The following is a 26,021-nucleotide window of genomic DNA, read 5'->3' as shown; positions in this document are numbered from 1 at the left end:
TGTGTGAAATTCGTTAAGTGTGTGAAATTTGTTGCTTGTATTATTGTATTATTCATTTATAGTAATTGCCTTTCACTCTTGAGCGATATGCTCAGACAGGCAAGAGCCACCAGAAAGTATTGCATCTCATAATTGCGGAGGAAAATCCATGCCATTATTTATTGAAGTCAAAAACTTAACCGTAGATTTCGACGGTCATAAAGCCCTGAAAAACGTAAATGTAAGTATCAATGAAGGGGAAATAGTTGGAATTCTGGGTAAAAGCGGGTCCGGAAAAACAATCCTGATGCACGTACTGCGCGGCACAGAGTCTTTTGAGAACATTTCAGGTGAAGTAATTTATCATCTATCTCGCTGCCCGAAATGCGGATACATAGAGCGCCCCAGTAAAACAGGTCAGAAGTGTCCGGTCTGTGGAGAAGGACTGGAAGCTTTTGAAGCCGATTTTGTAAAACTTTCACTTTATGATCCGATAAGGAAAGATATTACAAAGCGCATAGCTATCATGCTTCAGCGTACCTTTGCACTTTACGGAGACGAAAGAGTTCTTGTAAACGTCATAAACTCCCTGAATGAAATCGGATATACCGGACAAGACTCTATGAGAAAAGCAATCGAACTGCTGGAAGAAGTAAACCTGAGTCATCGCATGATGCATGTTGCAAGAGAACTTTCGGGTGGAGAAAAACAGAGGGTTGTGCTTGCAAGGCAGCTTGTGAGAAATCCTTTGCTCCTGTTAGCTGACGAGCCCACAGGTACCCTTGATCCCATGACTGCAAAGCTGGTGCATGACGCTATGATGAGGGCGGTCAAGAATTATAATATGAGCATGGTTCTGACTTCGCACTGGCCTGAAGTTATTGAACAGCTGGCGAATAAAGCTATTCTGCTTGAAAACGGAGAGGTAGTCAAGGAAGGAGATCCACTAGAGGTTTCTGCAGTCTTTATGCAAAGTGTGTCCATTGTGAGGCAGGAAAAGAATGTCATGGTTGGGGAGCCTATTATAAGGGTAAGAGACCTCGCAAAGCGTTATATTTCAGTCGATAGAGGCGTGGTCAGAGCTGTAGACGGCATCTCTTTTGATGTAAAGGAAGGAGAAATTTTCGGGTTAGTCGGAGTGAGCGGAGCGGGCAAGACTACAACCTCAAAAATCCTAATGGGAATATTACCACCCACATCCGGAGAAGTTGAGGTTCGCGTGGGAGACGAATGGGTTGACATGACAAAGCTGGGAGTGGAAAATAAAGGAAGAGCAACCAAATATATGGGGTTCCTGCACCAGGAGTATGGCCTTTACACTCATAGCTCAGTAATAGATAATCTTACCGAGTCTATTAGTCTTGATCTACCTTTTGAACTCGGGGTCAGAAAAGCTGTAATTACTCTCAAAGCTGCAGGTTTTGATGAAAACAAAGCAAAAGCTATTTTACCCAAAATGACCGATGAGCTGAGTGAAGGGGAGCGGCACAGGGTTGCACTTGCACAGGTTTTGATTAAGGAACCGAGAATCGTCATTATGGATGAACCAACAGGGACTATGGACCCGATTACCAAGGTATCGGTGACGAATTCTATCCTGAAAGCTAGAGAAGAGATAGGAGAAACATTTGTTGTAGTTTCTCACGATATCGACTTCGTAAACGAGATATGTGACCGTGTCGCACTTATGCGTAACGGGAAAATTGTAGACTTAGGTGAGCCGAAGACTATACTCTCTCAACTCACCGAAGACGAAAGGTCCCAAGCTGCAGAAGAGATATAAATATGCTGCCACCTCTTAGTATAGAAAAATACTAAATGAGGTGCCGATTACGAGTAATGAGATCAGCGTAGAGGTGAATGGGCAACAATATACCTTACTTGCAGGCTCTACCCTTGAAGATGCCCTTAAAGTTTCCAGAGCCCCTTATATAGCCGGTACAGCGGTCGGAATTATGAAAAAGGTCGCTGAGGAAAAGACAGAAATAGTCACCGAATACGCTATCAATACTCCCAGAGGAGAATTCAGGATAGAAATAAAAAATCCTGAATCGCCTTCAGGAAAATTATGGGCTGAGCATTTTAAAGAGTACGAAGGGAAATCTATTCACTGGGCAAGTCCTGAAGCTCTGGCTTTCGGGCCCTTTGAAGCCGAAATTAAACCTTCGCGTGAGGCAGGGAGTTTTGAAGCGTTTGAGGTGGTGTTTGGAGCAGGGGGGTTCGATCCTCACAATACTCATCTTATTTTTTCGCTTAAAAGACATACTGCAGAATATGGAACTCCTGAAGACGGAGTCTTTGCAGAAGTTGTGACCGGAAGGAAAATTTTGTCCAGGCTTTCCAGAGAAGATACAATTCTTGGTATTGAACCAATTATAGAATGGGAACAAATCTCAGAAAAGACCTGCACAACTGATCTTTCTATTCTGCTTGAAGATGGAAACAGTATATTTACTTATTTTGAAGTTGAGCTTTCCAGAAATGCTCCGAAAGGGGCAGAACATTTCTATGCACTTACCCGTGAAGGAACTCTCAATATAGATGTTACTACCAGCTCATTTATCTCAGATGATGACCTGAAGGGAATATCTGCTCCTTACGAAAATTTCGATCCAAGACGAGAAGGTGCAGTTTCTGTCCGTACAGTCGGATATGGGTTGGGTAGAATATATATTTCAAGAGAAGATCGTCCTTCAAGCCTTGTTCATTCGGTTGTAGGGCAGGTAATGAAAGGTATCGAACTCATTAAACTTGCAGAAAAAGGACAGAAGCTTTCGGTTGAGAGTCTTCCTCCCCAGATAGTGCTTCTGGGACATAGCTTTGAGGAAGTCGAGCCTGTACTTTCTTCCATAGGGGTTGAATTGGTAAAAGACGGATATACCGGAGAAGGTGCCGTAATTGTCAGTCAGAACCCGCCAACAACCCTGGAGATCCTTGGAGAAGCGAAGGTGACTGCGTATGCAGTACCCAGAGATAAACTGATTGAGATTGAGCTTTACCCTGAAAAAGCCCCGAAATCTGTTGATTTCTTCCGCCACGGTCTTGAACTTAAAACAAAAACTGTTGGGAAACTGCCTGTTTATATGATATATGACGATGCCTACCTTTTTAAAACCGAAAAGGAAGTTGTGAAGTATAAGGAAATCCTTCCAGAAAATACTCCTGCGGACAAAGTACACGGAGGGGAAATAGGGATCACAAATCAGGCTTCAAAGAGAATGGGGACTATAGGAGTAAGACTTGGAGACGACGAACTTTTTGGCCCTACTGGAGAACGATTTTCATCAACTAATATTGTCGGCCGGATAATAAATCCTGAAAAGCTCCTTGATGTTAAAGAAGGAGATGTGATATACGTAACTGAAATTGTACGCAAGTAAACTTAAAAATATAAAACATAATACAATTGAATAACTATTAAGGCGTACGCAATAATATATAAAATATGTAATATATAAGCACAGTAATAAGTAAGTAAACGTATAAATATCCGGTTAGTGGCTCAAGCTGATTTTCAGCTTGCAGGTATTCAGGTTAAATCTTGTTAACGAATAAGTCAGATCATTATAACGTGGTCGTTTTAATGAATCAAGATGATTGAGCGGATTCACATTAATTTATCGAAAGTTAAAGTCTCCCAAGGCTAAGGAGAGACGAAATATGACGGAAACGAAAAAAGAAGAGGTTACAAAGTACATTGTAATCAGTTCGGATAAAGTGCTGCCTTCAGATGCAGCTATGAAGATCTATGAATCAGAGTTTCCAGTTACGGTAAAAGAGACATGTTTTGGACTTATCGTATCAGGAGCCAAAGACGATGTCCAGATCCTGGTTGAACAAATACGGCAACTGGATAAAAATCATATTTTTGTAAAGGATAGGGGATTCCCTCCAGGAGATGAAAGGCGCTGCCGCGCAAGCAGGGGAGGAGGCCCGCGGCCGGGATTCCATTTTTTGAGGGAAGAAGTGGAGATGCTTCCTGCTATAGGGGCTGCACTTGACGAACTGGAAGCAAAGGAATGTGTAACAGAAAAATGCAAAAAGAAATGCAGGCTTAAAACTTCGGACCTGAAAAAAGTTATTGAAGAGGAGCTTGCGAGGTGAGTTTTTTGGCAAAGGTTTTCATTTACCCTATAAATAGTCTTATTTTAGCTGACCTGGTTGAACGTTTTGGGCACAAACCCCTTACCATGATGAGCCAGATCCGAGAAAAAGTTACAAGCCTCAGCCTTGATTCTCCTCCTCTAAACATTACTCCCGAAGACCCTAAATTGGGTCTTAAATATGCTGCAATTGAAGTGCCGGCTGGAGTAAGGGGAAGGATGTCATTAATAGGCCCTCTTATAGAACAGACAGAAGCTGCAATTATAGTTGAAAACCCACCCACGGATTTTGGTTGTGTGGGCTGTAATCGTACAAATGAGCTGACGAAGTATCTGGTCCGCTCAAAAGGTGTCCCCGTACTCGAGGTAAAGTATCCTGAATCCGACGACGAAGCCCGCGATTTTGTAAACAAAATCGCGACATTTCTGGAGTCATTGCCTAAGGAGAAGTCTGAGGAAGATGATAAGGCAAAAAATGAAAAGCAGTCAGAAAAGGAGGGCAAGAAATGAGTGATGAAGAGTCGGGACTTGTTAAGATTGCACTTGTATCCTGTGGTTCTGAGTATGCCGGAGTTCAGCCTGAGTTTGAAGCAGCAGCAGCTAAAGTGAATGCAAAATTTATTTACCCTGAAATTGATGTTTCATCCGTAGATACTATAGGCAGAGATTTCGGGCTTGAGGTTGCGAGTGGAGACCTGAGGCTTATGATGGCCCGGGCAAAAGCTGTTGTTGAAGGTATAACCAATGCAGACGGAGTTTTCATTACCACCTGTTTCCGCTGTGCCGAAGGAGCTATTGTACGAAATGAGGTTAGAAGATATATCCATGAGCACTCCAATATTCCGGTAATCAGCTATTCTTTTACCGAAAGCACCAGTGCAGGTACACTTCTTACTCGCCTGGAAGCTCTTACTACAATTGTCAGGCGCAGGCACCTTCTTACAAGGGAAGTTCAGACCGGGCTGACCGCGGGAATAGACTCCGGGTCAACAACCACGAAAGCCGTGGTAATGAGGGACAACAAAATAATAGGTATGGGCTGGGTGCCCACAACAAAAGTCCTTGAAAGTGCTGAAGAAGCTTACTCTATTGCCCTGAAAGAGGCTGGTGTTTCCAGGGAAGAAATTCAGGCTCTGGGTACAACCGGATACGGACGATTTCTTATAGGCACTCATTTTAAAGCTCAGCTTGTCCAGGAAGAAATCACTGTTAACTCAAAAGGAGCCGTCTACCTTGCTGATAAGCAGAAGGGCAATGCAACAGTTATTGATATAGGCGGTATGGACAACAAGGCGATCTCGGTTCAGGACGGAATTCCCGGAATGTTTACAATGGGTGGGATTTGCGCAGGTGCTTCTGGACGTTTCTTTGAAATGATCTCAAAGCGGCTTGGTGTAGATATCACCGAACTGGGAGCTCTGGCAGTTAAAGGGATGCATGAACATGTATCTATGAACAGCTACTGCATAGTTTTCGGAACTCAATCCCTTGTAAATTCCCTTGCAAGAGGTGCCACGCCTGAAGATGTGGCTGCTGCAGCCTGCTATAGTGTGGTAGAACAGATCTACGAGCAGCAGTTGCAGGAAGTGGATGTTAAAGAGCCTCTTATTCTTGTAGGTGGATCTTCCTTAATTGCAGGAGTACCAAAAGCCCTTGGAGAACTTCTAAAGATCGATGTCCTTGTGCCAGAGAACTCACACCTGATAGGAGCAGTAGGAGCAGCTTTGCTTGCTTCGGGCTTTGTGGAGGAGTGAGGAGAATATGGATCCGCTTGAAGTCTTTGATGTCGAGTCTGCAATTTCTCCAGAGCAGGAATTTTATAGAAAGATTATCGAGGACAATCTTTCAAGTCTCAAGCTTGCCCCGGCAATAGGGAGAATTAAGGTAGTGTTGAGACCTGAGGATTCCCTTTTTCAGATGGCAATTCTCCTGAGGGATGTGGGCACCAGAGTTACAACAACTGATATTGCTGACATGGAAGTAAAACCGATTGCCAGTGAGATAATAATTTCGATCAAAAAAGAACAGTATATTCCAGAATTGCTGGGAAAACTCTGGGAACGCTATGGAAAAGCTAATATCAGCCAGCCTGACCGCTGGACTGTGGCCATAAGTACGGATAACCCAAGGGCAGAAGCGGCTTTTCTTAAAGATATGATGGTTGCAGATCCAAGGCACAGGCTTCACGAAAACCTTGTTGATTTCGCAATCCGTGTCACTCCAGAGGGTTTCAGGGTCCGGTATCACCTGTATAAAGGTAACCAGTTTATTTTCGTGGCGTCTGAAGAAGCACTAAAACATGAGTGGATTGAAGAAGCAGGAGCAATGCTCGAAGAACTGACGAAAGGAGGGAAAAAGTAAGATGGCTGTACTCCGACCCTATCTTTATACCGGTGGCGTCCACAAGCATGGACTTTTAATTGAGCTGCTGGAAGACCTTGGAGGTTACATAATCCAGAAAGTAGTTACAGGGACTGAAGTCAACCTTATTATGCTTATTCCGGAAAAAGATATCCCAATAGTGAAAAAGCAATCTGACGAACTGCTTGGAATTATGGTAGAAGCTCCTCTGACTGGAGTTGAGATTGCAGTTGTTTCGCCGACTCTTGCTTCTCATCACCTTCCGCATTCAGCCTGTGACATAGCAGAGTATCTCCGTCACCCCGGAGCCAATACAAACATGATAGGACTTGCAAGAGGAATGGGGCGAAGGGTATCCCTGTCTATGGACTACGAAAGGAAGCTTATCAACGAACACGATATTGCAGTTTTCACATTCGGGTCTTTCAGTGACTGCATAATAAACAAGAAGCCAAAGCTCTTTGAAGGCATAGAGATCCCGATTGTGGTTACAGGCGGGCCTGATCTTAAGACCGAGGAAGTTTCCGGAGCAGATCTTTACGTAGGGGATATTGGGAGGACTTCTCACAGGTTGAGAAAAGCCGAGGAGATTAGCGCCCTTGATAAACTCAATGAAGGAGTTGGAAAGATTGCTGATAACATTCGTAAACAGCAGGCAAAAGACCCTCTCTCAGTGCTTCCTGCCAGAGTTATGAAAGAGATTGAAAACCAGGTTCCGGAAATCCGAACTGTACTTTCGCCTGCTCCACTTACCCTCCAGCTTAATGGGCTCAGAGTCAAGTTGCCCTATGATGAATTCCACGAAAAAATTGAAAAACTGGAATTTGATGAAGGGGTTACTCTTTCTGAACTTGCAAATATTTCAAAATCAAAAATGAAAAATTATATATTGATAAAAATCAAATCTAAGTCTGACGTTGGTTTTGCAATTTGACCCGGATTCTGTTGCATTAAGAGTTATTTGCTTTACATTTTACTGGGTGTGTGTTTTTCACTTATCCTTTATACTGTAAAGCCTGCCACAGAAAACGGAGCCCGAATCTTTTTTCCACGTTAATCTACGCTGGTGGTTTCGTATGGAACTTGAGGATATTGTGGAAATTTTGAAAAAGGACCCTGAGAAAGCTGTTCCTGAACTCCTTGAAGATGTCCGGAATCAGTATGGTGAAGTCCCATATATAATGAACTTCATGAAAGATCTCCCGGAGATTTTCATCCCAAAAACGCTTTACGAAAACTCTATCATGAGGGGATTCAAGAACCTCGACCCAGAGACAGTTGAACTTATCGCGATAGGTGTAGCTTCTGCCCTTCGCTGCGAGCATTGCCTGAAAATGCATATTAGAGTCGCAAAACGGAAAGGAGTTAGCAAAGAAAGAATCTTTTATGCAATTATGATAGGAGCATCTCTCTCCAATGCTGCAGTACTAGCTGAAAGCACAAGAGCTCTTACATCCGAATTTCCGGATGAAGGAAATGAAGAAGAATACTGCTGTGACTCGAACTGTGAGATATGTAATATCTCCAAAGCCACTTTTAAGTAAATAGATAATTCAGTAGGTAATAAATCCATTATAAACACTGTAGAAATTCACTGTAGAAATTCGTTGTAAAAATTCACTATAATAATTCACTATAAAAATTCACTATAAAAATTCACTATAAAAATTCACTATAAAAATTCGTTTTGTGATCTTATAAATTCAGTTCATGAGGATCTCATTTAATTTTGAAAAATTAATTCCCTGACCACACCTGACCAAAAGCTAATCCCAGGAAGTCCTCAATCAATAATCATCCAACCTATACAGACTCGCCCTTTTGCACCGAATTTTATGCGAACATTTGTGATAAGTGTTGGAGTATATGCGGGATGTATGGGATGTATACAGGAGATCGATACTTTTACGTTGGGTCTTCAGGGTTAATAATATTTATTTGGTAGGCCGATTTATATAAATCGAGACTATATGTACAAAGTTAGATTCTTTTTTATGCTGTTACTGATGGTACTTATTTTACCCACTGTCTCAGCTGCATCTGGAACGAATCCGGAAAAAATTCTGGATTATCCATGGGATCACTCCCCTATTACTGTATATATTGATGACAGCAATGTTCCCGAACACTACAGCACGACCTATTACACACAAATAGAAAAGGCTATGGAATATTGGGAGGAGGGAGGAAACGGAAACCTTGAGTTTACGCCTGTTTTCAAACTTGTGGATTCGAAAGAAGCTGATATCAGAATAAAATGGGTCGAGAATCTGGAGAAAGTTGAAGGGGCTCCTCCGGGTGTTGCTGGCTATGCAAGTCCCACGGTATCTGATGGTCGATTTGTAAGAGTCGATATAGTGCTTGAAGTAGGCAACTATCAGGGAAAAGCCTGGCGCCAGTATGGGGATACAACAATGCTTTCTATTGCAAAGCATGAATTCGGGCACGCTCTGGGCCTGGGTCACAGCAGCAACAGAAGGGATATCATGTATCCTGAATACGAGCAAAGAGAAGATCTAAACCCTCTACTCATGAGCAAGTACGGGCCTATACTGCAGGTGGCAGCTCTTGTGGCTCTTGTAGTTCTCCTGTCCCTCGGGGTAAGCTGGCAGCGCAGCAGGAAAAAAAGGAAAAAACTTGAGGATAAGTATTTCAAGTGAAAATTTATTTAAAGTACCTCAGAGTAAATCCAAGTTGAAACCCTATTGAACCCCTATCCTAAAAATCAAAATTGATTTTGGATAAGTTTACAAAAAATATTTTTATAATAATCCTTTTTTTCGCATTATATTTATTAAATTTTTAAGTTTACTATTAATACATGAAATTTACTTTTACCCATATGATTTGAAGAAGATACCTTTTTTCATTTATCCATATTTTTAAGTCTATTTCAACTAACCTGACATATTCACAGTAGTTCCCAATATTTCCGGTTCCGAATCATGGTTTGGCCCTGAAAATAACGAATAGTTGTTAGCATCCTCGCAACTAAAAATGGAGCTATAAAAGACTTCATTGGTCATAGGTTAAGGAATTTTCTTACCTGAAAACTATCGATTTTGCATTAGAAGCCGGCCTTAAATTTTGGCAGGTTTACATGAAATCGACACTCTATTCCAGCCCATAAATATTCCAGCCCATAAACTATTAAAATATTTAATAAATATTTTAAAATTGACGCAATTTATCACAAGTCTTCACTTAACCGAAGACGTATGTAAAAGACTTAGATGAGGATATTGAATCCTCATCATATATTCTTTCTTAATTACATATTCTTACTTTCTTTTATACAAAAACACAACAAGCAAACTAACGATCCCAAAAACTGATTCAAAACCTGGAGATTTTTTGTCTTCATTTTCAGAAGTAGTTGGACTTTGTGTCTGTTTAACATTTGTTGCATTACTTGCATTGTTTTCAAGACTACTATTAGATCCAGATTGAGTTCCATATTTTGTTTCGTTCATAGCTGCGTTTGATGCGGTCTTGCCAGTTATTGCAAAAGGAGAAGATAATCCTGGGGTTTCAGCTATGAAATACAGGTACTCATTGTCTTCTCCTGCAAGAGTGGTTTGTAAAGGATTCCATTTTGAATCATTGTACCTCTTGAAGGTAACGGAAGACTTGTCTATATTTTTATCTTGTAACCAGGATTTTTCAATCTTGAAATATACTGTTGCATTTTCAATATTATCGGAAGTTGCAAATCCACTGTTTCCTACCCAGATGTTTACGAATTTATATACTTCATCAGAAGGTGGTTCTGAAACCAGAGTGGACTGATTTTTTAGCATCTCAACTATAGCTGTAGTTTTGCCAACAGTCTTTTTTGAATCAAAATTTATATTAGTGACAGGAGTGGCATTTTGTGGGAAATTGAAATTTACAGAGTTTCCGTATGTAATAGATGTCTGTGAAAGTTCTTTAGTTGCAACATTGCTTTGAGGTTCGGGCGAGCCCCCAGTACCCCCACTGCTACCACTGCTACCACTGCTACTGCTGCCACTGCTACTACTGCCACTGTTGCCACTGCCACTGCTGCCACTGCTGCTACTATCGCTGCTATCTGATACAGTAACAGTTCCCACGCTATCTCCATTGCTGCTGTCCCCACTATCGCTTTCATCACTTGAGCTACTTACTTCTTCTACATTTATTGTTTTGTTTGCTAAGCTTGTTCCGTTTTCATTGTTTACTATTAGATTGACAGTATAGTTTCCTGCTTGTGAATATATGTGTGTCGGATTCTGCTCGGTTGAATTAGTTCCGTCTCCAAAATCCCAGTTCCATCCATTTGCATTTTGTGAGGTGTCTACAAACTGCACATCGAGACCATTGAAAGTATCGGCGTCAAAGCCTGCTTCAGGAAGAACTTTCTGTTGTCCCTGAACAGTTATTTCTTGAGCTGTCGCATCCCAACCTCTTCCATTGCTCACTTCTAAAACAACTCTATAAGTCCCGGGAGAAGTGAAAGTATATGTTGGGTTCTTTTCTTTTGAAGTATTTGTCAGTCCAAAATACCATAAAGTTGTAGTTGCATTTTTACTGTTGTCGGTAAATGTTACATTCAATGGTGCATATCCAGAAGTAGAAGATGCAGAGAAATTAGCAGTTGGTAGACCTGTAGTGTTTTTATTTCCTACCACATAATCTATCTTTTTAAGTGAATCACTTCCATTAGACCCAACTACAATTAAAGTAACATTAAAGACTCCATAAGCGCCAACTCTTCCAAATTCATGAGAAGTAGTTACAAAGTTCCCGTTTCCAGCGCTGTAAGACCAGTGGTCAATTTGAGGATTATAGAATTCCCATTTCCATCTGGTAACTTGACCGGTAACGTTACCATTTAGCCTGGACTCAAAAGGAACAGTCCCATGAGTAATATTACATGTAAAGTCATTAATTGTGACATTGTCTGAAGATGTGACATTGCCTACAGCTGAAACCACTCCAATTGATGGTATAATAGCTAAAGTTACTTGCAAGAATAGTGTAACTAATAAAATCATAGATGAAAAAGATTTTTTCATATAAGGACTCCTTAGGACAAACCAACTAAGATGTAAATTCTACAATTCCTTACTTTAGTTGCATAAGTCCTATTCATTTTTGTTAGCTGTTTACCAGACAATGACCGAAAAATTTGTTCTTAAATATAAGCTTACTTTTTTGAATAGAATTATTTCAAGAGTATATCTCTAAAAAGAAGTTCAGTTAATCCGTAATTTATTGAAAACAACCCAGATAAAGTAATAACTATGAAAATAATTCTTGAAATTGTAATTATAGATTGTGAGACTATCCCAAAACTTCATGTAATCTAATTATTACTGCTAATATTATAACTCCTAAATATGATGCTTCTTTGATTTCATATCTTGGAAATACTTTTTTACATGACTTTATCCCGCTGAAAAACCTCTCTATTTCACTTTTCTTTTTGTATTCTTCCTGATCTACCTTTATTGGTCTTCCTCTCTTCTTTTTCTTCTGATTTCTTTTGTTCACTGGTATATTGGACTTTATTCCTTCTCTCCGATTATATTTTCTAATTTTATCTGTATCATAAATTGCATCAGCTGTCACTTTGGAAGGCCTGTTTGCAGGCCTTCATGCGGGTCTTTTTATCTTGAAATTTTTAAGCGTATGAATATATAGAGTTGAGTCATTCTTATTTGCAGGAAAAATAATAATCAAGAGAGGGAAACCTTTTATGTCTATTAAAACGCTTAATCTTACCTTTTTTACTTTTTTGTATCCATTTTAATTGGTTTTTCCCATTTTTTGGCAGGAATATCCTTTGTATCAGTAAAGCAATGGGAAATATCTATCTTATCCAAATCATAACCTTTGTTTAAAAGTTCATTGAAAATCTTCTGATATATACTATGTTCAAACAGATATGGATGAAATCTATGAACTGTTGACTTAGATCCATATCTTCTGGGAACGTTTTTCCATGTACAACCGGACATAACAACGTACAAAATACCGTTCATTAACTTCCTCAATTTGCACGAAGCCTTCCTGTATTCGGTTTCTGCGGAGGAAGATAAAGTTCTATGGAGTTCCATAGAACGTCATCGATTTAATAGAATGACATAACGGTAAATTATAATTCCAATATAATCGGTAAATTTATAATTTCAATATAATATTACTTTTGGGATAGGCTCGGTATTAAAAATATACTTAAAATATATAAAAAGTTCTTCATTGGTCATCGGTTAAGGAGTTTTCTTGCCTGACAGCTATCGATTTTGCATTAGAAGTTGGCCTTAAATTTTGGCCTGTTTGCATGAAATCGATACCCTGTTCCAGCTCATAATTTATTAAAATATTTAACAAATGTTGAGAACATTGACGCAATTGTCACGATTTCTTACTTAACCGAAGACGCATTAAAAGTTCTTTATTATCAGCTTACAAATGGCCTTAGTGTAAGTCACTAATTTTTCTTTCGAATTTTTACTTAAAGAGCTGATTCAAAAACTCAATATCTACTTTTTTGAAACTCATTTTTAAAATCGCCAATTGAGATTCTGGCCAAGAAAGCAATTCTAGAACTCTTATAAATCATGAAAATAAAAATTGGTTTTGTGACAGGCTCAGCAGGTAATCACTTTTCGGATAGAGTTTAAATAGGCAGCTCTGGGAGTTCCTTATTTTCTGCAGTGAATCTTTTAAAGAACTCTTTAAAATGAGCGGGAAGATCATTCATTTCCAGAATATCCTCAAGAGAGCTCCATGCATGTTCCACATGTTCATAGCTCAACTTTACATCAGCAATGACATATCCTCCATCATATATTATGGCAATTACTTTTTTGTCCGGAAGCTCAAAGGTAGCATATCCTGCAATCTCTCCGAGCACAATTGAAATCCCGGTTTCCTCCCAGACCTCCCGAACAACTGCATCTTTAAGAAGTTCTCCACGGCTCAGCTTTCCACCCGGCAGATCCCATTTCCCCGGATTGCTGTGAAAATTTTCCGACCGCTTGAGAAGCAGGAATTCGCCTTTCTCGTTCCGTAGAGCGGCATAAACAGAAACGATGTAAGGTTTCTCCAGATTCATACAATATATATGTGAGATTTCTCTGTCTTAAAGGCTGGCTCTTTTAAGATCTTCAGGATATAGCTTTTTTCAAATACAGATTTTTAAAAGAAAAATCCACCATGAAAGAAATTCTTACTACTTTTTCGTCAGGATTGGAGACGATACTTTGTGAGACTACGAACAGTATAAACATAAACAAAAGAAATTTGATAAAAGAATAAATTCAGGAAAATAGTAATAGAAAACTATATTAGAAATGTTAGGTTTCAATTTGAAACTATAAATCTAAAGTTAAATCTGGAAAAAACGATGATGACAGGTATTATATAAAAAGAATCTAAAAATAAGAATGGGACCAGGTAGAAGATAAGAAATACCTTTTAATGAGTTATGGCTTCGGGCATGTAGAGATGTGGTCTTTGATACGTAAAAAAGAATATTTTAAATATGCCTTTTTCAATCTGGAGAAGTACAAGGTCCAGAGTTTGATCAATCTCAATGAATGGAAAATCCGGATAGGAACAGATTTTAATTATAAAAAATATACACAGAAATTCCACTCTGAATCCCTATGAAGGTGTATTTTTGAATCAGGGAATATTGAAGAAAGCCATTGTAATTCTCTTACTACTTACAGTTGGAGTATTTCTGGTCCATGCCTACTGGACAGAGATTGTATCTGTTCTTGGAGAGAGCTTGAAAATGCTCGCTGAAACACGGATTCGATATGTTATTTTGGCGTTCTTAGTTTACCTGTTGAGTGTGTACTTATTTGCAGTCCGCTGGCAGCAGGTACTCTCCTCCATTGGCCACAATCTTAAAGCCACAGATCTTCTTCCCATTCTTTTCGGAGCAATTTTTGTGAATAATCTAACTCCAGCGAACCGGACAGGAGGTGAACCCCTGCGGATGTTATGGGTTAACAAACGCTTTGGGATAAGTTATACCGATGCTTTCATAACGATCCTCTTTGAAAGGCTCGTTGAAGCGATTCCCATTATCCTGCTCTTATTCTACGTGCTATATTTCGTTCCTTCTCTAGATATTAAATTCCTGCCTCTGAAAAATATCCTGACATTAAATTCAACTTATCTGTTTCTCCTTGCCTCCCTTGCAACTGGAATACTCATATGGATTTTCCGGGAAAGATTTACTGTCCTTCTTAAAGATATAAAGCAAAACTGGAAAAAACTTCATAAATCTTTTATTCCTGCTCTCCTATTATCTTCTGGGGTCTGGATTCTGGATATAGTACGACTTCAACTGATCGCCCTGGCTCTAAATCTTAATCTTTCTCTGCATATTATCGCATCAGTTTCAATCTTGTATCTCCTGCTCGGACTCCTGCCAATAACTCCTGGAGGGCTTGGAATCGTTGAAGGAGGATTGATTTCCCTGCTTCTATATTTTGGGTTATCGCTTGCTTCTTCAGGAAGTTTCGTTTTTCTGGAACGTTTTATCTCTTTTGGACTGAGCAGTCTGATAGGATTCCTTTACCTGTTTTATTACGGAGGATCTGAGATATGGAAAAACATAAAATTGCAATGATCAGTGATTGGTATTTTCCAAAGGTAGGAGGAATCGAGTATTCAATGCACACCCTTGCTAAAACCCTGAGCAAGCATGGATATGAGGTAAGCGTTATTACAAGGAGCTACCCAGGTGTTCCTGAGTACAGTAGAAGGGATGGAGTATCAGTAATAAGAGTTAAAGGTAAACCTTTACCCGGACAGAGGCGATTTCTCATGCCAGGTGCATATAAAGAACTCTTCAACCTTTTAAAAAACGGGAATTATGATATTGTCAATTGTCATGGGCTTGATTCACCCATCGGTATGATTGCTCTTATTATTTCCAGAAAACTCGGAATTCCCGTAGTAGTCACCAATCATTCCCTGGTAGGAGATACGCCATATAGTTCGCTTTTATATCTTGCAGGCAAATTGCTTCTAAAAAATACTGATGCTGTAATTGCAGTTAGTTCGGCAGTTGAAAAAGACTCAAAGCTGATGACAAAAAAACCAATATACCGGATTTTCAATGGGGTAGATTCTGAAGATAAAATCATCAAAGTCTCCTTCCCTGTTAATACTAAAGGAAAACTCGTAATTGCCACGGTTGCACGCATGACAAAGAAAAAGGGTGTTCAAAACATTGTAGATTTAGCCCCTTCACTTCTGGAAAAGCATAAAAATTTGCTGTTTGTAATGATAGGAGACGGCCCACTAAGGGAAAAGCTTGAAAGCACGGTGGAGGAGTCAGGTTTATCCGGAAATTTCTACTTTACAGGGGAAGTACCCAGGGAAAAAGTGCTGGGATATCTGGAACAGGCAGATATATTTGCTCTTCCCTCGATTAATGAGGCTTTTGGAATTTCGATTCTGGAGGCAATGTCAAAAGAGGTTCCTGTTGTAGCAATGAATAACAGTGGGGTTTCGGATATTGTAAATAACGGTGTGAACGGCTATCTTGCAGACAGCATTACCGAATTTTCAGAATATCTTGAGAATCTTATAGAAAAACCGGCCCTGCGAACTTCCTTTTCCAGGGAAGCTTTAAGAGGGCTTTCAAATTATGACTGGAACCGGATCTGTGAACAGACAAGCAAAGTATATACAAGTGTCATTTATGAAAAATATCACAATAACTGTTGATGTGGAAGAAGACTGTCCCCCGATGCTTACAAGTACGAGAGGCATGGAAGAAGGACTGCCTGAGTTACTGGATCTTTTCAAAAAAGAAAGGATAAAAGCAACATTTTTTGTTACCGGGATGATGGCTAAGCAATATCCTGACATTATACATAGAATCCCGGAAGAAGGACATGAACTTGGATGCCATGGATATACTCATACGCGTTTTGACCGCATGGATAAAGAAGAAGCCAGAACTGCTCTCAAGCAGGCTGGAGGAGTTTTGAGGCAGTTTGAAAGGAAGCTGGTTTCTTTCAGGGCCCCGAACCTGCAGTTCCCGAAAAATTATCTTGGACTTCTGGAAGATGAGGGTTTTAGGTACGACTCATCCATTGCAGCATATAAGCCTCCTTTTTCCCGGAGCAAAGTTGAAGGCAAAATAATAAGGATTCCAGCGACGATTACTTCTTCATTTATAAGGCTGCCTCCAGAATTTTTTATCCCGCTACTCAAACGCTGGGAATCCCCTGTAATCTTTGTCCATCCCTGGGAATTCGTGGATATGTCAAACACATCTATACGCCTGGATTGCAAGTTCAATACTGGAGAAAAAGCCCTAAACAACCTTAAAGTTTTGATCCGTACCTTAAAAGCTCAAGATTACGGTTTTTTAACTCTGCAAGAAAGAGCAAAACTTGAAAAATATGAATAACTGCCTGAAAAGAGTAAATAAACCCTTTTTCCTTGTGAGAAGGTGCCAATGTTGCCTATTGAGTTTTAATTGAAATACTTGCACAAAATTATTTTTCAAGAACTTTCAGAAGTTTCCTGATTTTATCGTTTTCTATGGAATAGAGCCTCATCTTCCCTTCTTTTCTCACTTTAATTATTCCCCAGTCCTGCAATTTTGCAAGGTGCATTGAGGTATTTGACTGAGTTCTATCAATGAGTTCCGGGATCTCGCAGGCGCATAGTTCTCCTTTGCAGTCACTGCATTTATTCTCTTTGCATTTGCACTCAGCATCAAGAAGAGCCTTGATAATTCTGTACCTTGTATCTTCGCTCAGTGCCTTGAAAAGCTGGATGTTTTCTTCATCACTCATATCAATAAACATTGAATATAAGAATATATATTTTTCTAAAGCTGAATAATAAAATCAAACACTTGATCCGGGTTACCTTTAAACAAGCTATAAAATAAGAAAGCTTCAGATTTCATTTTCCTGCCGCTCTCTTAGCTTCTTTTGTTATTTCTTTCATCATTTCTCCAACGAGGTTAGCTTTTTCACAGTGAGAGGCCTCCTTTGGCTTGCAGTTCAGGAGAATACTCATCAGTCTGTCAGCCATCCGGTAGAATTTTAGATCTTCAAGCCGGACCAATATTCCTGATAAACTCTCACTAAATTCCCTGCATTTATCGTGATTGCAGACAGCTTCCTCATGCAACTGGCATACTGATTGCAGTTCTTTTATTATCTCTTTCGGGATACTCTCAACCATAAAAATCAATCCGGTTCAGCTTTATTTCCAATAACTTAAAGGAGCGGTTGCAATTATGAAAGTAAATTTGGCAAAGTAAAATATGGCAAAAAAGATCTGGCACTTTTTACCACAAATCAAAAAATATAATTCTCAAATTACAACACTTAAAATTTTAAAATGTATATTCATGCCTGCAATGCTCCATTATATCCTCTATAAAATCGGTGTAAAAGTCATCCAAGACTGTCACTTTATCTCCTGCCCTCATAGCTCTGGCTTCCAGGTCTTCTTTACATGCGTAAATTTTGAACTCTTGTTGTTCTTCTATCCCGGTAAGCAGGTGATAGACTCCATCTCCTGCAAGGTAGATTCTGGCTTTCTCAGAACAGGCAGCCAGTTTAAGACATAACTCCGATTTCTGGCTGAAGGGAGGCTTTGTCAGCAGGAACACATCCGATTGTTCTTGTTTCATATTATCATCCGATAAATCCATGATCAGCAGTAGTATTCAGCCATTAAGTAGTATTCAGCCATTATTAAAACGAGATCACACCATCCGAGCTTTTCATTACTTCAAAAAAATCTTCTTCGTCGGTCAGTTCTAGGGTTTCTATCAAAGTTTCTCCGAAAAGGTACCTTTCCATCAGCGAGGGTTCATGCACAAGCACTCTCAACTCCCCGTATGCATAAAGAATATCTGCAAGGTTTGGTAATCCAAGCTTTCTGCTGTCTTGCCCTGCAACCGCAAGATAAACTCCATCGCCATAAAGACCGAGAGTCACATCCATCTTCCTAAGGCTTACTGCAGCTGCATTCAATGCTCCAAAAGCTTTTTCACTGCCGTATGGTGCTGTATCCAGCAGATAAAAAACTGATCTCATAAGATCCGAACCTCCCAAAAATTGGATTTTATCAATAAAACCTTATCTTGAAAGTGAAATTACTCTGTCACTTTTATTTAACATTTCCGACAGCTCATAAAGGCTAGTAATTCTTATTCCAGGGAGATAATCTCTGCAGTTACTTCCCTGTATAATCTCCTCTTCTGGAATGTAGCCTCTTGCACTGGCGCATCGCGCACAGGCTCGAATAACGACCCCTTTTTCCGCAAGTCCGGAAAACAGTTGTCCTGCATTGGTAAAGAAGGATGGGTCCTGGCTCTTTTTTGGGATGTGCACTGCATCCAGGTACAGAAATATGTTTACTTTATATTGTTTAAGTGCAGCCCTGGCGAGTTTGTAGGCGATCTCAGCGTACTCAGAGATGTAAGGACCATCAGTGAGTACTATTGTTAGTGTTTTCAAAGCTTCCTCCAACTGATTGATACATCAGATTGTGACTCAAATGTACGCCAGCCAGAAACTGTAGCCTTTCGAGGTTGGTTTCATAACCTGACTCTTTAAGTTGCGTACACTGATCTAAACTTACCTGTCCTGCCGTAGCCTTATGGCAAAGATGTAGCAGCTCTGTTCACCGCAGTCTCGACAGTTGGTCTGGGGCAGGTGTTTATATATGCCCATAAGTTCTACCCTGACATTTCCTCTGGGAGGCAGAACTATTCCTTATTTAATAGTTTCATTGATAGTGTTTTTTAAATTTTCGGTATTCTCTTCAAATTTAATGGAGGATTTTCCAATTCGAAAAATGTGCAACAATTTTATCATACAGTTATTGAGTTAAATGCATCGTTTGAAGTTGTTTCTTACGCTTGGTTAAATTCTTAAATTTTCAGCAAATACATGAAATTTACTTTTACTCATACAATTTGAAGAAGATACTCTTTTTTGATTTATTTGGTAATTTTATTTTGTATATCTACGGCGTTTATGGGATTAGTTGCCATTAAGGTCACAGTTCTTATCCTTTGATTATTGAATAAAAACGCTAATGTTAACTATTATGGTCTTGTCCATGGTTATCTATCCATAGGTAAGAACATAATTAAGAAACAGAAGTAAAAACATAATTAAAAAGCAGAAGTAAAAACATAATTAAGAAGCAGGAGTAAAAACATAATTAAGAAGCAGGAGTAAAAACATAATTAAGAAGCAGGAGTAAAAACAGAAGTAAAATGGAGCGGGAAAAGAAATAGAGGAATTAATATGGCGGGCTTGAAAGGAAAAACAGTATATGTAGACCTTGGTTCTGAATCTGTAAATACAGTCAGGACCGATGAGAACTTAATTCGGAAATACCTTGGTGGCCGAGGGTTGGGGGTAAAACTGCTTTCCGAACTTGCAGACGCGAATATTAACCCTCTTAGTCCGGAAAATCCCTTAATATTCACCTCTGGGCCTCTTTCTGGCCTTGCTCCGATGGCTTCAGGTGCGGTCCTCACATCAAAATCGCCTTTAACAGGCACGATATTTAGCTGGAACATGACTGGGGGCTTCGGAAGTGAACTGAAGAAAGCTGAAATCGATGCTCTGATTGTTATCGGAAAGGCAAAAAGGCCTTCGTATGTAAAAATAGAGACCGGAAATATTGAAATTGTGCCCGCAGAACATCTCTGGGGAATGAATATCAGAGAATGTACCGAAGCCCTTGAAGACAAAGGCAGTGTGGCCTGTATTGGTAGGGCAGGAGAAAAACAGGTTCTTATTTCCTCTTTTGTTGTTGATTCCATACATAGCGGGAGAGGAGGTCTGGGTGCGGTTGCCGGCTCAAAAATGTTCAAAGCCGTGGTTGTAAAAGGAGAAAAGGAACTTTCACCTTCTGCTCCTGAGAGATTCAGGGAACTTGAGGTAAAACTATCGAAGCTCTTTGATGCAAGTCCCGTGCTTTCTAAAGGCCTTGCAAATTACGGCACTTCTGTGCTTGTAAAACTGCTGGATTATATGAATCTCATTCCTAGCAGGAACTTTACCGGAAAAAAGACTCTTTTTGCAGATTTACTTTCAGGAGAGTGTATCAAATCCACTTTCAAGCTTGAAAATGAGAGTTGTCCTGGCTGTCCTCTGGGTTGTAAAAAAAGAATTAAAGGAGCAGGGCAGATGTTTAAAAATGCAGGGCAGATTTTGCCTGAAGGGCCGATTTTACCTGAAGGACAGATTTTGCCTGATTACGATTCCTTCTGGGCCTTCGGGTTTAACCTTGAAAACCCTGATATCACTTCCGTGCTTAAGGCTGACAGGATATGCAAGGATTACGGGCTTGATCCTATCTCGGCAGGTTCCGTGCTCGGGGCATATGCAGAACTCAAAGAAGGAATAATCAAGGCTAATGAACTGGAATCCAGGCTCTTTGAAATCGGGGAAGGAGGCAAACTAGGAAATGGAGCCAGGAGATACTTATCAGGCCTTGGGAGAAAAGACCTGAGCATGGATGTAAAGGGGCTCGAACTCGGAGGTTTTGATCCGCGAGGGATAAAGGGACAGGCCCTGGCTTATGCTACTTCCACCCATGGGGGAGACTATTTGACTGCTTTCATGGTTGGACCCGAGGTACTTGGAAGACCTGTAAGTCTTAATCGTCTGAGCCTTAAAGGAAAAGCAGGTATCCTCCAGGTATTTGAAAACCTGACTGCAGTTCTGGACTCTTTTGTATTCTGCCCCTTCTCAGGTTTTGCCCTTAACGAAGAGCTAGGTTCTGCTCTTTTGCTTTCGGGTGCAGGTATGGAAATATCACCTGCGGAGCTCCTGAAAATCGGAGAAAGAATCTATAATCTGGAGAGAACGTATAACCTTAATGCAGGATTTGCCCGAAAAGACGATACCCTTCCTGAAAGGCTGTTTGAAAACAAGGGTGAAAACGAAGGGTACGGACTTCCCAGGCAGGAATTCGAAGCTGCACTTCAGGAATATTACCATTACCGCGGATGGAATGAAGAAGGAGTTCCCGGATCGAAAAAGTTAAAGGAACTTGGGAGCAGCTTTTAAGACGAAAGTCGGAAAGACAGTGTGGATGGCGTAAGAATTGCGGAACGGAGTCCGGAACCACCTGTAAAAGAAAAAAGGGAATTTCCAGGCAAATTTACTACACTGTATGCTTCAAGAGAATAATAACTCTTATTGAGTAAAGGATTTTCTCTTTGAAACCTAATATTACCTTTAATCCAATATTTCCTTTAATCCAGTATTCCTTTAATCTGGATTTTTCCGGATTTTTTCGGAGATTTCAGGCAGTTTTCTCAGGAATCCAGTCAAAAGACGTAAAATCTCGCACAAGCGTTATATAGTCAAGGATAAATTAATCGTATTAGTTCTCGATCTGTAGATTAGCTCTGCAGGCACTCCAAGCTCGGAATATTTTCCAGTTTTTCTATGCAGATCTTAAGTAATGTATTGGTAAAATAAGAGTCAGGCTTAAAAATTAGAAAAGCCTTCTTATACTACTTTACCGGAGCCGTGGAAAGTTTCTGGCAAATCCGGAATGGCGTTTACAGCTTATTTATAAACATATAAAAACGTATGGGAGAATCATTATGAAACAGCAGGTAGAAGTTAAGGAACTCAAAGAAGGGAAATATGTAATCATTGATGACGAAGCATGTGTCATAAAAAGTATTACCAAGTCCAAACCGGGAAAACACGGGGCTGCAAAGGCAAGAGTAGAGGCTATCGGACTTTTTGACGGCCAGAAGCGCTCCTTCATAGGCTCAGTTGCAACCAAAGTATACGTCCCGATTGTGGAAAGAAAGACAGCACAGGTACTCTCGATTACCGGCGACATTGCCCAGCTTATGGACATGGGAGACTTCTCAACCTTTGAGATCGTAGTTCCTGATGAATACAAGGAGAAGGTCAAAGAGGGCGAAGAGATTTCTTACATTACAGCTCTTAGTAAGGTCAAGCTCGATATACGGACATAAACTTCCTACACTAAAGTGAAACTCAGGTTAAGAACCTGAGTCGTTCTTTTTTTAAGCAAATAATTTCATATCAGGCTAAATTATGTTTTTACCCAATTCCTTTATAGACGCTCTTGCAGACTATGAATCTGCACGTTATGTTATCTTCGGCGTGCCTTTTGATAATACCTCTTCTTACAGGGCAGGCAGCCGCTGGGCTCCTGACGCTATGCGGCAGGCTTCTGCGAATTTTGAGAGTTACAACCCGACTTTCGACATAGACCTTGTCGATCTTCCGATCTATGATGCCGGGAATCTGGAAACTTCCGCTTTGGTTGACGAGACTCTGCAGAGCCTTTACGAAGCTACAAAAGACCTCCTGAATGATGGAAAGCTTCCCATTATGCTTGGAGGGGAGCATTCGCTGACTTTCGCTATGGTGAAAGCCTGCGCCGAACTTGCAGGAGAAGATTTCGGGGTCCTTGTCCTGGATGCCCATTTTGACCTCAGGGAAGAGTACAGGGGCTTTAAGCATAACCACGCCTGTGTGTCCCGAAATATCCTCAGTGAGGTCACTAAGAATCTTGTTTCCATAGGTATAAGAAGTGGTCCGGAAGAAGAATGGGTTTTTGCCAGGGAAAATAACCTGAAGTATTACACAGCTGATGATGTGGAATCCACAGGCATGGTAGAGATTCTTAAAGAAGCCCTCGAGTGGCTTGACTGCAGTCAGATCTATCTTTCCCTTGATATGGATGCAATAGACCCGGCTTATGCTCCTGGTCTCGGCACGCCTGAACCCTTTGGCCTGAGTGCGCGAGATGTAAGGACTGCAATAAGGACACTTGCTCCTTTCTCAATGGCTTTTGATGTTGTAGAAATCGCTCCTGAATACGATTCCGGGCAAACCGCCATGCTTGGGGCAAAATTGATGAGAGAATTTATTGCTTCCCATGCAAAAAGTTGCAGGAAAGCATAAGCTAAGAAAACAGAAAGTTTTAGCTAAACTGCTGGAAAAGGCGAAGCATTAAAAACTTCGGAACTTTCCCAGAGTTCAATATCTCAGGACTCATTACATCCAGAGTTCAATATCTCAGGACTCATTACTCCAGGGCTCAGTATATCCAGATTTGATGCGTCCAGAACCCTTTTTATTCAACGAGGTTTACGTTAGTTAAGTACGCCAAATGGCTATTATCTTGTCAATTGCTATGTGCGTGTACTTTTCGTTATGCTCGAGAGTGAGCACGTTGTCTGCGCAGGCTTCCACTTTACCGTTAAATACATCAGGACCCCCGCAGTAAATATCTACGACTTCGCCTAGAAGATGTTCTACTATAAAAGATTGCACTTCTTTGCACCTCAACATTTTCTCATATATCAAAATCCAGGCCGCCAATTTGAGTGACCTTTATTCCCAAAAACCAGGGCACTAGTTCAGCTTTCCAGTTTTAGTCAGATTTAGAAGAAAATTCTTAAAATCTTTCCTTAATTCATTTGTTCTATATAATTGTCCTCTATAGTACAGAAATATCGGAATTTGGAACTTTGAACTTATTGGCCCCAGAGGGCTATTATTTTATCAATAGCTATATGGGTGAGTTTTCCTTCGCTATTGAGCGTCAGAACATTATCGGCACAGGCTTCTACATTTCCCTTGAAAACATCAGGTCCACCGCAATAAACATCCACATCCTTATTGAGATAGTGTTCTACTATAAATGATTGCATCATAGATTCTTTTCTCCTGCTTATTTTCTTTACAACTTGTTTATTTACCTGTTAGTTTCTCTGATAACAAAAGCTGACGGTCTGTACATCTGCAGACGTCCATTAATTGTAACTATCTTTTCATTTCTTATAAATATATTTAAAAACTAAAATTGTTTTTTGGAGTGCACTACTGTTAATCTTTGAAAGGAAAATCAGCTTACTTGCTAGAGAGCCTGAATAGCTCTCAGTTCTCGTTTTCGTGGAAATATAAATTAGTTATATGGCTTTCTTTTCTCCGGGTTTACTTGTTCAGAGAATTCAGGAAAGTTAGGTTTATCTGGAAATATCTCATAAATCAGCTTTCAATGAAAAAAATTAAACTTAGAACTATCTAAAAAATATTTTTTTAAAATTTCTCAATTTTAAATTAGTAAATTCTTATCTCAGAATTAAATAAATCAACCTTTTCTTTCTGAACTTCTGACTTCACGGTCTTCATAGAGGAAAATTTCCTCAATACGGACGCCAAAAAGCCTGGCAAGCTTGAATGCAAGTTCAAGCGAGGGATCATATTTACCTTTTTCAATTGCGTTTATGGTTTGCCTTGTAACTCCTACTTTTTCAGCCAGGTTTTCCTGAGTAAGATCTTGCATTGCCCTGTAAACTTTCATATTATTTTTCATTGAAAACTCCATCTCTTCACAAGCGAGTGTAAACGGATGTCTGATGAGATACTCCAGTAATCTGGAAACCTGTAAACTCTAACCTTCAACTTAGCCTCCTGATTTCATATTAAAATACATATAAAAGATAGAGTAGAGTACAAGACCCGTACAAGCTGCATATGACATGAAAAAACCAAAATCCGTATATTTCGGATAAGTATCCTTCATTGCTATAAGGACTGCACCCCCGATGGCAAAACTAAGAATTATGAACTGGAATGTAATTCCTGAGGCTTTTTGACTTATCTGACGAATTCTCTCATCTTCTACAATATCTTCCAGTCTGCGTTTTGAGAGGTACATAACAGCTATGCCTCCAAAGAAGGAAGCTACGGCAAGTGCAGGATTTCCTATTAAAATTGAAAAGCTAATTACAGCTGCCATAACCATTGTAGTAAGAAAGGTGATTATTTTGAACTGCTTATGTTTCATTTACAGAACCTCCATAAGGGTTTTCAATGAAAGCCGAATTCTCTCAGTATACTCATGTATATGTACACGTATAAATGTCTATGTTTAATTACAATATGTAATGCAAACTTTACATATTGTATATATCTCATTACATTATATTAAGTTGTCGAAAGGCTATTCTGAGTACATAGATAAAGGTTGATAGAAGGGAAATTAGAAAAACAAAATTTTAATACAAAGTAAATAGAAATTATAGGATAATTAAAAAGAAGTTAAAAATGTCTAAAAATTAACTTCCATATATGTATGCAAAAATACGACTCATTTCTCAATAGTGCATCAACTTAAAAGCGCATCCTGTCTTGAACGGATAATAACGGACAAATTGGGAAATAAATCCTACATCTTTGTACATCTGGACAATCATTTGGGGAAAAGGAGTATGATTTATGGGAATAAAGAAAAAATAATTTATCCATTTGTATTTGTTGCTTTTTTGGTAACAATTGCAGTAACAATTGCTGGGGCAGCATCTGTTCCTAAAGGTAAAGTGAAACCTGTGGGGCATTTCGGAGGGTTTATAGATGCCGTTGATGTCATTGGCAATTACGCTTACATTGGGCAAGGACAGGATCTTGTGATACTGGATATTGCTAATCCTTCTTCACCTGTTTCAGTAGGTAGGATTATGACAAAAAACTTAATATCTGGAGTAAAAATTTCCGGCAATTATGCCTATGTAGCTTCTGGTGATAA

General features: G+C 39.7%; 29 protein-coding genes and 1 pseudogene. 16 read left to right on the top strand and 14 right to left on the bottom strand.

Features of this window, described 5'->3' with window-relative positions:
- Positions 1-148: 148 nt before the first annotated feature.
- From atwA to A9239_RS01295, 9 genes are all read left to right on the top strand, one after another.
- Positions 149-1,762, top strand: a complete 1,614-nt coding sequence (gene atwA, locus A9239_RS01335) for a methyl coenzyme M reductase system, component A2 (RefSeq protein WP_048122263.1) — start codon at positions 149-151, stop codon at positions 1,760-1,762.
- Between the two features lie 40 nt (positions 1,763-1,802).
- Positions 1,803-3,359 carry a methanogenesis marker 3 protein gene (locus tag A9239_RS01330; RefSeq protein WP_048122261.1) on the top strand — a complete coding sequence of 519 codons (1,557 nt, stop codon included), beginning with the start codon at positions 1,803-1,805 and terminating at the stop codon, positions 3,357-3,359.
- A 280-nt stretch (positions 3,360-3,639) separates the two neighbouring features.
- Positions 3,640-4,083, top strand: coding sequence for a methanogenesis marker 6 protein (locus tag A9239_RS01325; RefSeq protein WP_048156504.1), 444 nt, complete (start codon positions 3,640-3,642; stop codon positions 4,081-4,083).
- The gene (locus A9239_RS01320; RefSeq protein WP_203225623.1) at positions 4,080-4,592 is read left to right on the top strand and encodes a methanogenesis marker 5 protein; all 513 of its coding nucleotides are present in this window, start codon (positions 4,080-4,082) and stop codon (positions 4,590-4,592) included. The genes A9239_RS01325 and A9239_RS01320 overlap by 4 nt, the downstream gene beginning before the upstream one ends.
- On the top strand, positions 4,589-5,836 hold the full coding sequence (locus tag A9239_RS01315) for a methanogenesis marker 15 protein (protein WP_048122258.1): 1,248 nt from the start codon (positions 4,589-4,591) through the stop codon (positions 5,834-5,836). Before A9239_RS01320 ends, A9239_RS01315 begins: the two co-directional genes overlap by 4 nt.
- 7 nt (positions 5,837-5,843) lie before the next feature.
- Complete coding sequence (locus A9239_RS01310; RefSeq protein ID WP_048122256.1) at positions 5,844-6,443, top strand: methanogenesis marker 17 protein; 600 nt, start codon at positions 5,844-5,846, stop codon at positions 6,441-6,443.
- Between the two features lies 1 nt (position 6,444).
- Positions 6,445-7,377 carry a methanogenesis marker 7 protein gene (locus A9239_RS01305; RefSeq protein WP_048122255.1) on the top strand — a complete coding sequence of 311 codons (933 nt, stop codon included), beginning with the start codon at positions 6,445-6,447 and terminating at the stop codon, positions 7,375-7,377.
- Between the two features lie 142 nt (positions 7,378-7,519).
- Entirely contained in the window at positions 7,520-7,987 is a 468-nt protein-coding gene (locus A9239_RS01300) for a carboxymuconolactone decarboxylase family protein (RefSeq protein WP_048122253.1), read from the top strand.
- A gap of 462 nt (positions 7,988-8,449) precedes the next feature.
- Positions 8,450-9,103, top strand: a complete 654-nt coding sequence (locus tag A9239_RS01295; RefSeq protein WP_230629023.1) for a matrixin family metalloprotease — start codon at positions 8,450-8,452, stop codon at positions 9,101-9,103.
- A 621-nt stretch (positions 9,104-9,724) separates the two neighbouring features.
- On the opposite strand, the gene A9239_RS01290 is transcribed toward A9239_RS01295, so the two are convergent.
- The 4 genes from A9239_RS01290 to A9239_RS01275 all read right to left on the bottom strand — a co-directional run bounded on the left by A9239_RS01290 (position 9,725) and on the right by A9239_RS01275 (position 13,527).
- Positions 9,725-11,482 carry a PGF-pre-PGF domain-containing protein gene (locus A9239_RS01290; RefSeq protein ID WP_052712943.1) on the bottom strand — a complete coding sequence of 586 codons (1,758 nt, stop codon included), beginning with the start codon at positions 11,480-11,482 and terminating at the stop codon, positions 9,725-9,727.
- A gap of 268 nt (positions 11,483-11,750) precedes the next feature.
- Entirely contained in the window at positions 11,751-12,038 is a 288-nt protein-coding gene (locus A9239_RS01285; RefSeq protein ID WP_052712942.1) for a transposase, read from the bottom strand.
- A gap of 158 nt (positions 12,039-12,196) precedes the next feature.
- Complete coding sequence (locus tag A9239_RS01280; RefSeq protein WP_141706328.1) at positions 12,197-12,526, bottom strand: transposase; 330 nt, start codon at positions 12,524-12,526, stop codon at positions 12,197-12,199.
- 563 nt (positions 12,527-13,089) lie between these two features.
- Complete coding sequence (locus tag A9239_RS01275) at positions 13,090-13,527, bottom strand: NUDIX domain-containing protein (protein WP_048156501.1); 438 nt, start codon at positions 13,525-13,527, stop codon at positions 13,090-13,092.
- Between the two features lie 567 nt (positions 13,528-14,094).
- On the opposite strand from A9239_RS01275, the gene A9239_RS01265 reads away from it, so the two are divergent.
- Genes A9239_RS01265 through A9239_RS01255 form a run of 3 tightly spaced genes read left to right on the top strand, consistent with a single transcriptional unit; the run spans position 14,095 to position 16,854 of the window.
- Positions 14,095-15,057 (top strand): YbhN family protein, encoded by a 963-nt coding sequence (locus A9239_RS01265; RefSeq protein WP_048122245.1) that lies wholly within the window; start codon positions 14,095-14,097, stop codon positions 15,055-15,057.
- Positions 15,033-16,163, top strand: a complete 1,131-nt coding sequence (locus tag A9239_RS01260; protein ID WP_048122243.1) for a glycosyltransferase family 4 protein — start codon at positions 15,033-15,035, stop codon at positions 16,161-16,163. Before A9239_RS01265 ends, A9239_RS01260 begins: the two co-directional genes overlap by 25 nt.
- The gene (locus tag A9239_RS01255) at positions 16,138-16,854 is read left to right on the top strand and encodes a polysaccharide deacetylase family protein (protein ID WP_048122241.1); all 717 of its coding nucleotides are present in this window, start codon (positions 16,138-16,140) and stop codon (positions 16,852-16,854) included. The genes A9239_RS01260 and A9239_RS01255 overlap by 26 nt, the downstream gene beginning before the upstream one ends.
- A gap of 88 nt (positions 16,855-16,942) precedes the next feature.
- On the opposite strand, the gene A9239_RS01250 is transcribed toward A9239_RS01255, so the two are convergent.
- From A9239_RS01250 to A9239_RS20005, 6 genes are all read right to left on the bottom strand, one after another.
- Positions 16,943-17,245: a helix-turn-helix transcriptional regulator gene (locus tag A9239_RS01250; RefSeq protein WP_230629021.1), complete on the bottom strand. Its 303-nt coding sequence runs from the start codon at positions 17,243-17,245 to the stop codon at positions 16,943-16,945.
- Positions 17,246-17,357: 112 nt separating this feature from the next.
- Entirely contained in the window at positions 17,358-17,642 is a 285-nt protein-coding gene (locus A9239_RS01245; RefSeq protein ID WP_048156498.1) for a hypothetical protein, read from the bottom strand.
- 154 nt (positions 17,643-17,796) lie between these two features.
- Positions 17,797-18,096: a sulfurtransferase complex subunit TusB gene (gene tusB, locus A9239_RS01240; protein WP_048122235.1), complete on the bottom strand. Its 300-nt coding sequence runs from the start codon at positions 18,094-18,096 to the stop codon at positions 17,797-17,799.
- A gap of 64 nt (positions 18,097-18,160) precedes the next feature.
- Positions 18,161-18,505, bottom strand: a complete 345-nt coding sequence (locus A9239_RS01235) for a DsrE family protein (protein ID WP_048123617.1) — start codon at positions 18,503-18,505, stop codon at positions 18,161-18,163.
- 42 nt (positions 18,506-18,547) lie between these two features.
- Positions 18,548-18,928, bottom strand: coding sequence for a DsrE/DsrF/TusD sulfur relay family protein (locus A9239_RS01230; protein ID WP_052712940.1), 381 nt, complete (start codon positions 18,926-18,928; stop codon positions 18,548-18,550).
- A gap of 120 nt (positions 18,929-19,048) precedes the next feature.
- On the bottom strand, positions 19,049-19,144 hold the full coding sequence (locus tag A9239_RS20005; protein ID WP_080941598.1) for a (Fe-S)-binding protein: 96 nt from the start codon (positions 19,142-19,144) through the stop codon (positions 19,049-19,051).
- Between the two features lie 582 nt (positions 19,145-19,726).
- Between A9239_RS20005 and A9239_RS01225 the strand changes: the two genes are divergently transcribed.
- From A9239_RS01225 to speB, 3 genes are all read left to right on the top strand, one after another.
- Positions 19,727-21,502 (top strand): aldehyde ferredoxin oxidoreductase family protein, encoded by a 1,776-nt coding sequence (locus A9239_RS01225; RefSeq protein WP_048156495.1) that lies wholly within the window; start codon positions 19,727-19,729, stop codon positions 21,500-21,502.
- A gap of 545 nt (positions 21,503-22,047) precedes the next feature.
- Positions 22,048-22,434 carry a translation initiation factor IF-5A gene (locus tag A9239_RS01220; RefSeq protein ID WP_048156492.1) on the top strand — a complete coding sequence of 129 codons (387 nt, stop codon included), beginning with the start codon at positions 22,048-22,050 and terminating at the stop codon, positions 22,432-22,434.
- An 82-nt stretch (positions 22,435-22,516) separates the two neighbouring features.
- A complete protein-coding gene (gene speB, locus A9239_RS01215; protein ID WP_048156489.1) occupies positions 22,517-23,392 on the top strand; it encodes an agmatinase in 876 nt (291 codons plus the stop codon).
- Positions 23,393-23,587: 195 nt separating this feature from the next.
- Here speB and A9239_RS20000 read toward each other — a convergent pair whose 3' ends face one another.
- The 4 genes from A9239_RS20000 to A9239_RS01195 all read right to left on the bottom strand — a co-directional run bounded on the left by A9239_RS20000 (position 23,588) and on the right by A9239_RS01195 (position 25,283).
- The gene (locus tag A9239_RS20000) at positions 23,588-23,764 is read right to left on the bottom strand and encodes an MM0924 family protein (RefSeq protein WP_304440478.1); all 177 of its coding nucleotides are present in this window, start codon (positions 23,762-23,764) and stop codon (positions 23,588-23,590) included.
- 203 nt (positions 23,765-23,967) lie between these two features.
- A complete protein-coding gene (locus A9239_RS01205; RefSeq protein ID WP_048109441.1) occupies positions 23,968-24,147 on the bottom strand; it encodes an MM0924 family protein in 180 nt (59 codons plus the stop codon).
- 437 nt (positions 24,148-24,584) lie between these two features.
- The gene (locus tag A9239_RS01200; RefSeq protein ID WP_048156486.1) at positions 24,585-24,809 is read right to left on the bottom strand and encodes a helix-turn-helix transcriptional regulator; all 225 of its coding nucleotides are present in this window, start codon (positions 24,807-24,809) and stop codon (positions 24,585-24,587) included.
- A 90-nt stretch (positions 24,810-24,899) separates the two neighbouring features.
- A complete protein-coding gene (locus A9239_RS01195; RefSeq protein ID WP_048156483.1) occupies positions 24,900-25,283 on the bottom strand; it encodes a DUF2178 domain-containing protein in 384 nt (127 codons plus the stop codon).
- A 424-nt stretch (positions 25,284-25,707) separates the two neighbouring features.
- On the opposite strand from A9239_RS01195, the pseudogene A9239_RS01190 reads away from it, so the two are divergent.
- Positions 25,708-26,021: pseudogene (locus A9239_RS01190) on the top strand (hypothetical protein); the annotation flags it as partial.

Origin of the sequence: Methanosarcina sp. A14, from assembly GCF_001729375.1 — an archaeon.
GTDB lineage: Archaea > Halobacteriota > Methanosarcinia > Methanosarcinales > Methanosarcinaceae > Methanosarcina > Methanosarcina barkeri.
The sequence above is the reverse complement of the archived record's forward strand: the minus strand, read 5'-3'. Positions and strand labels throughout refer to the sequence as shown.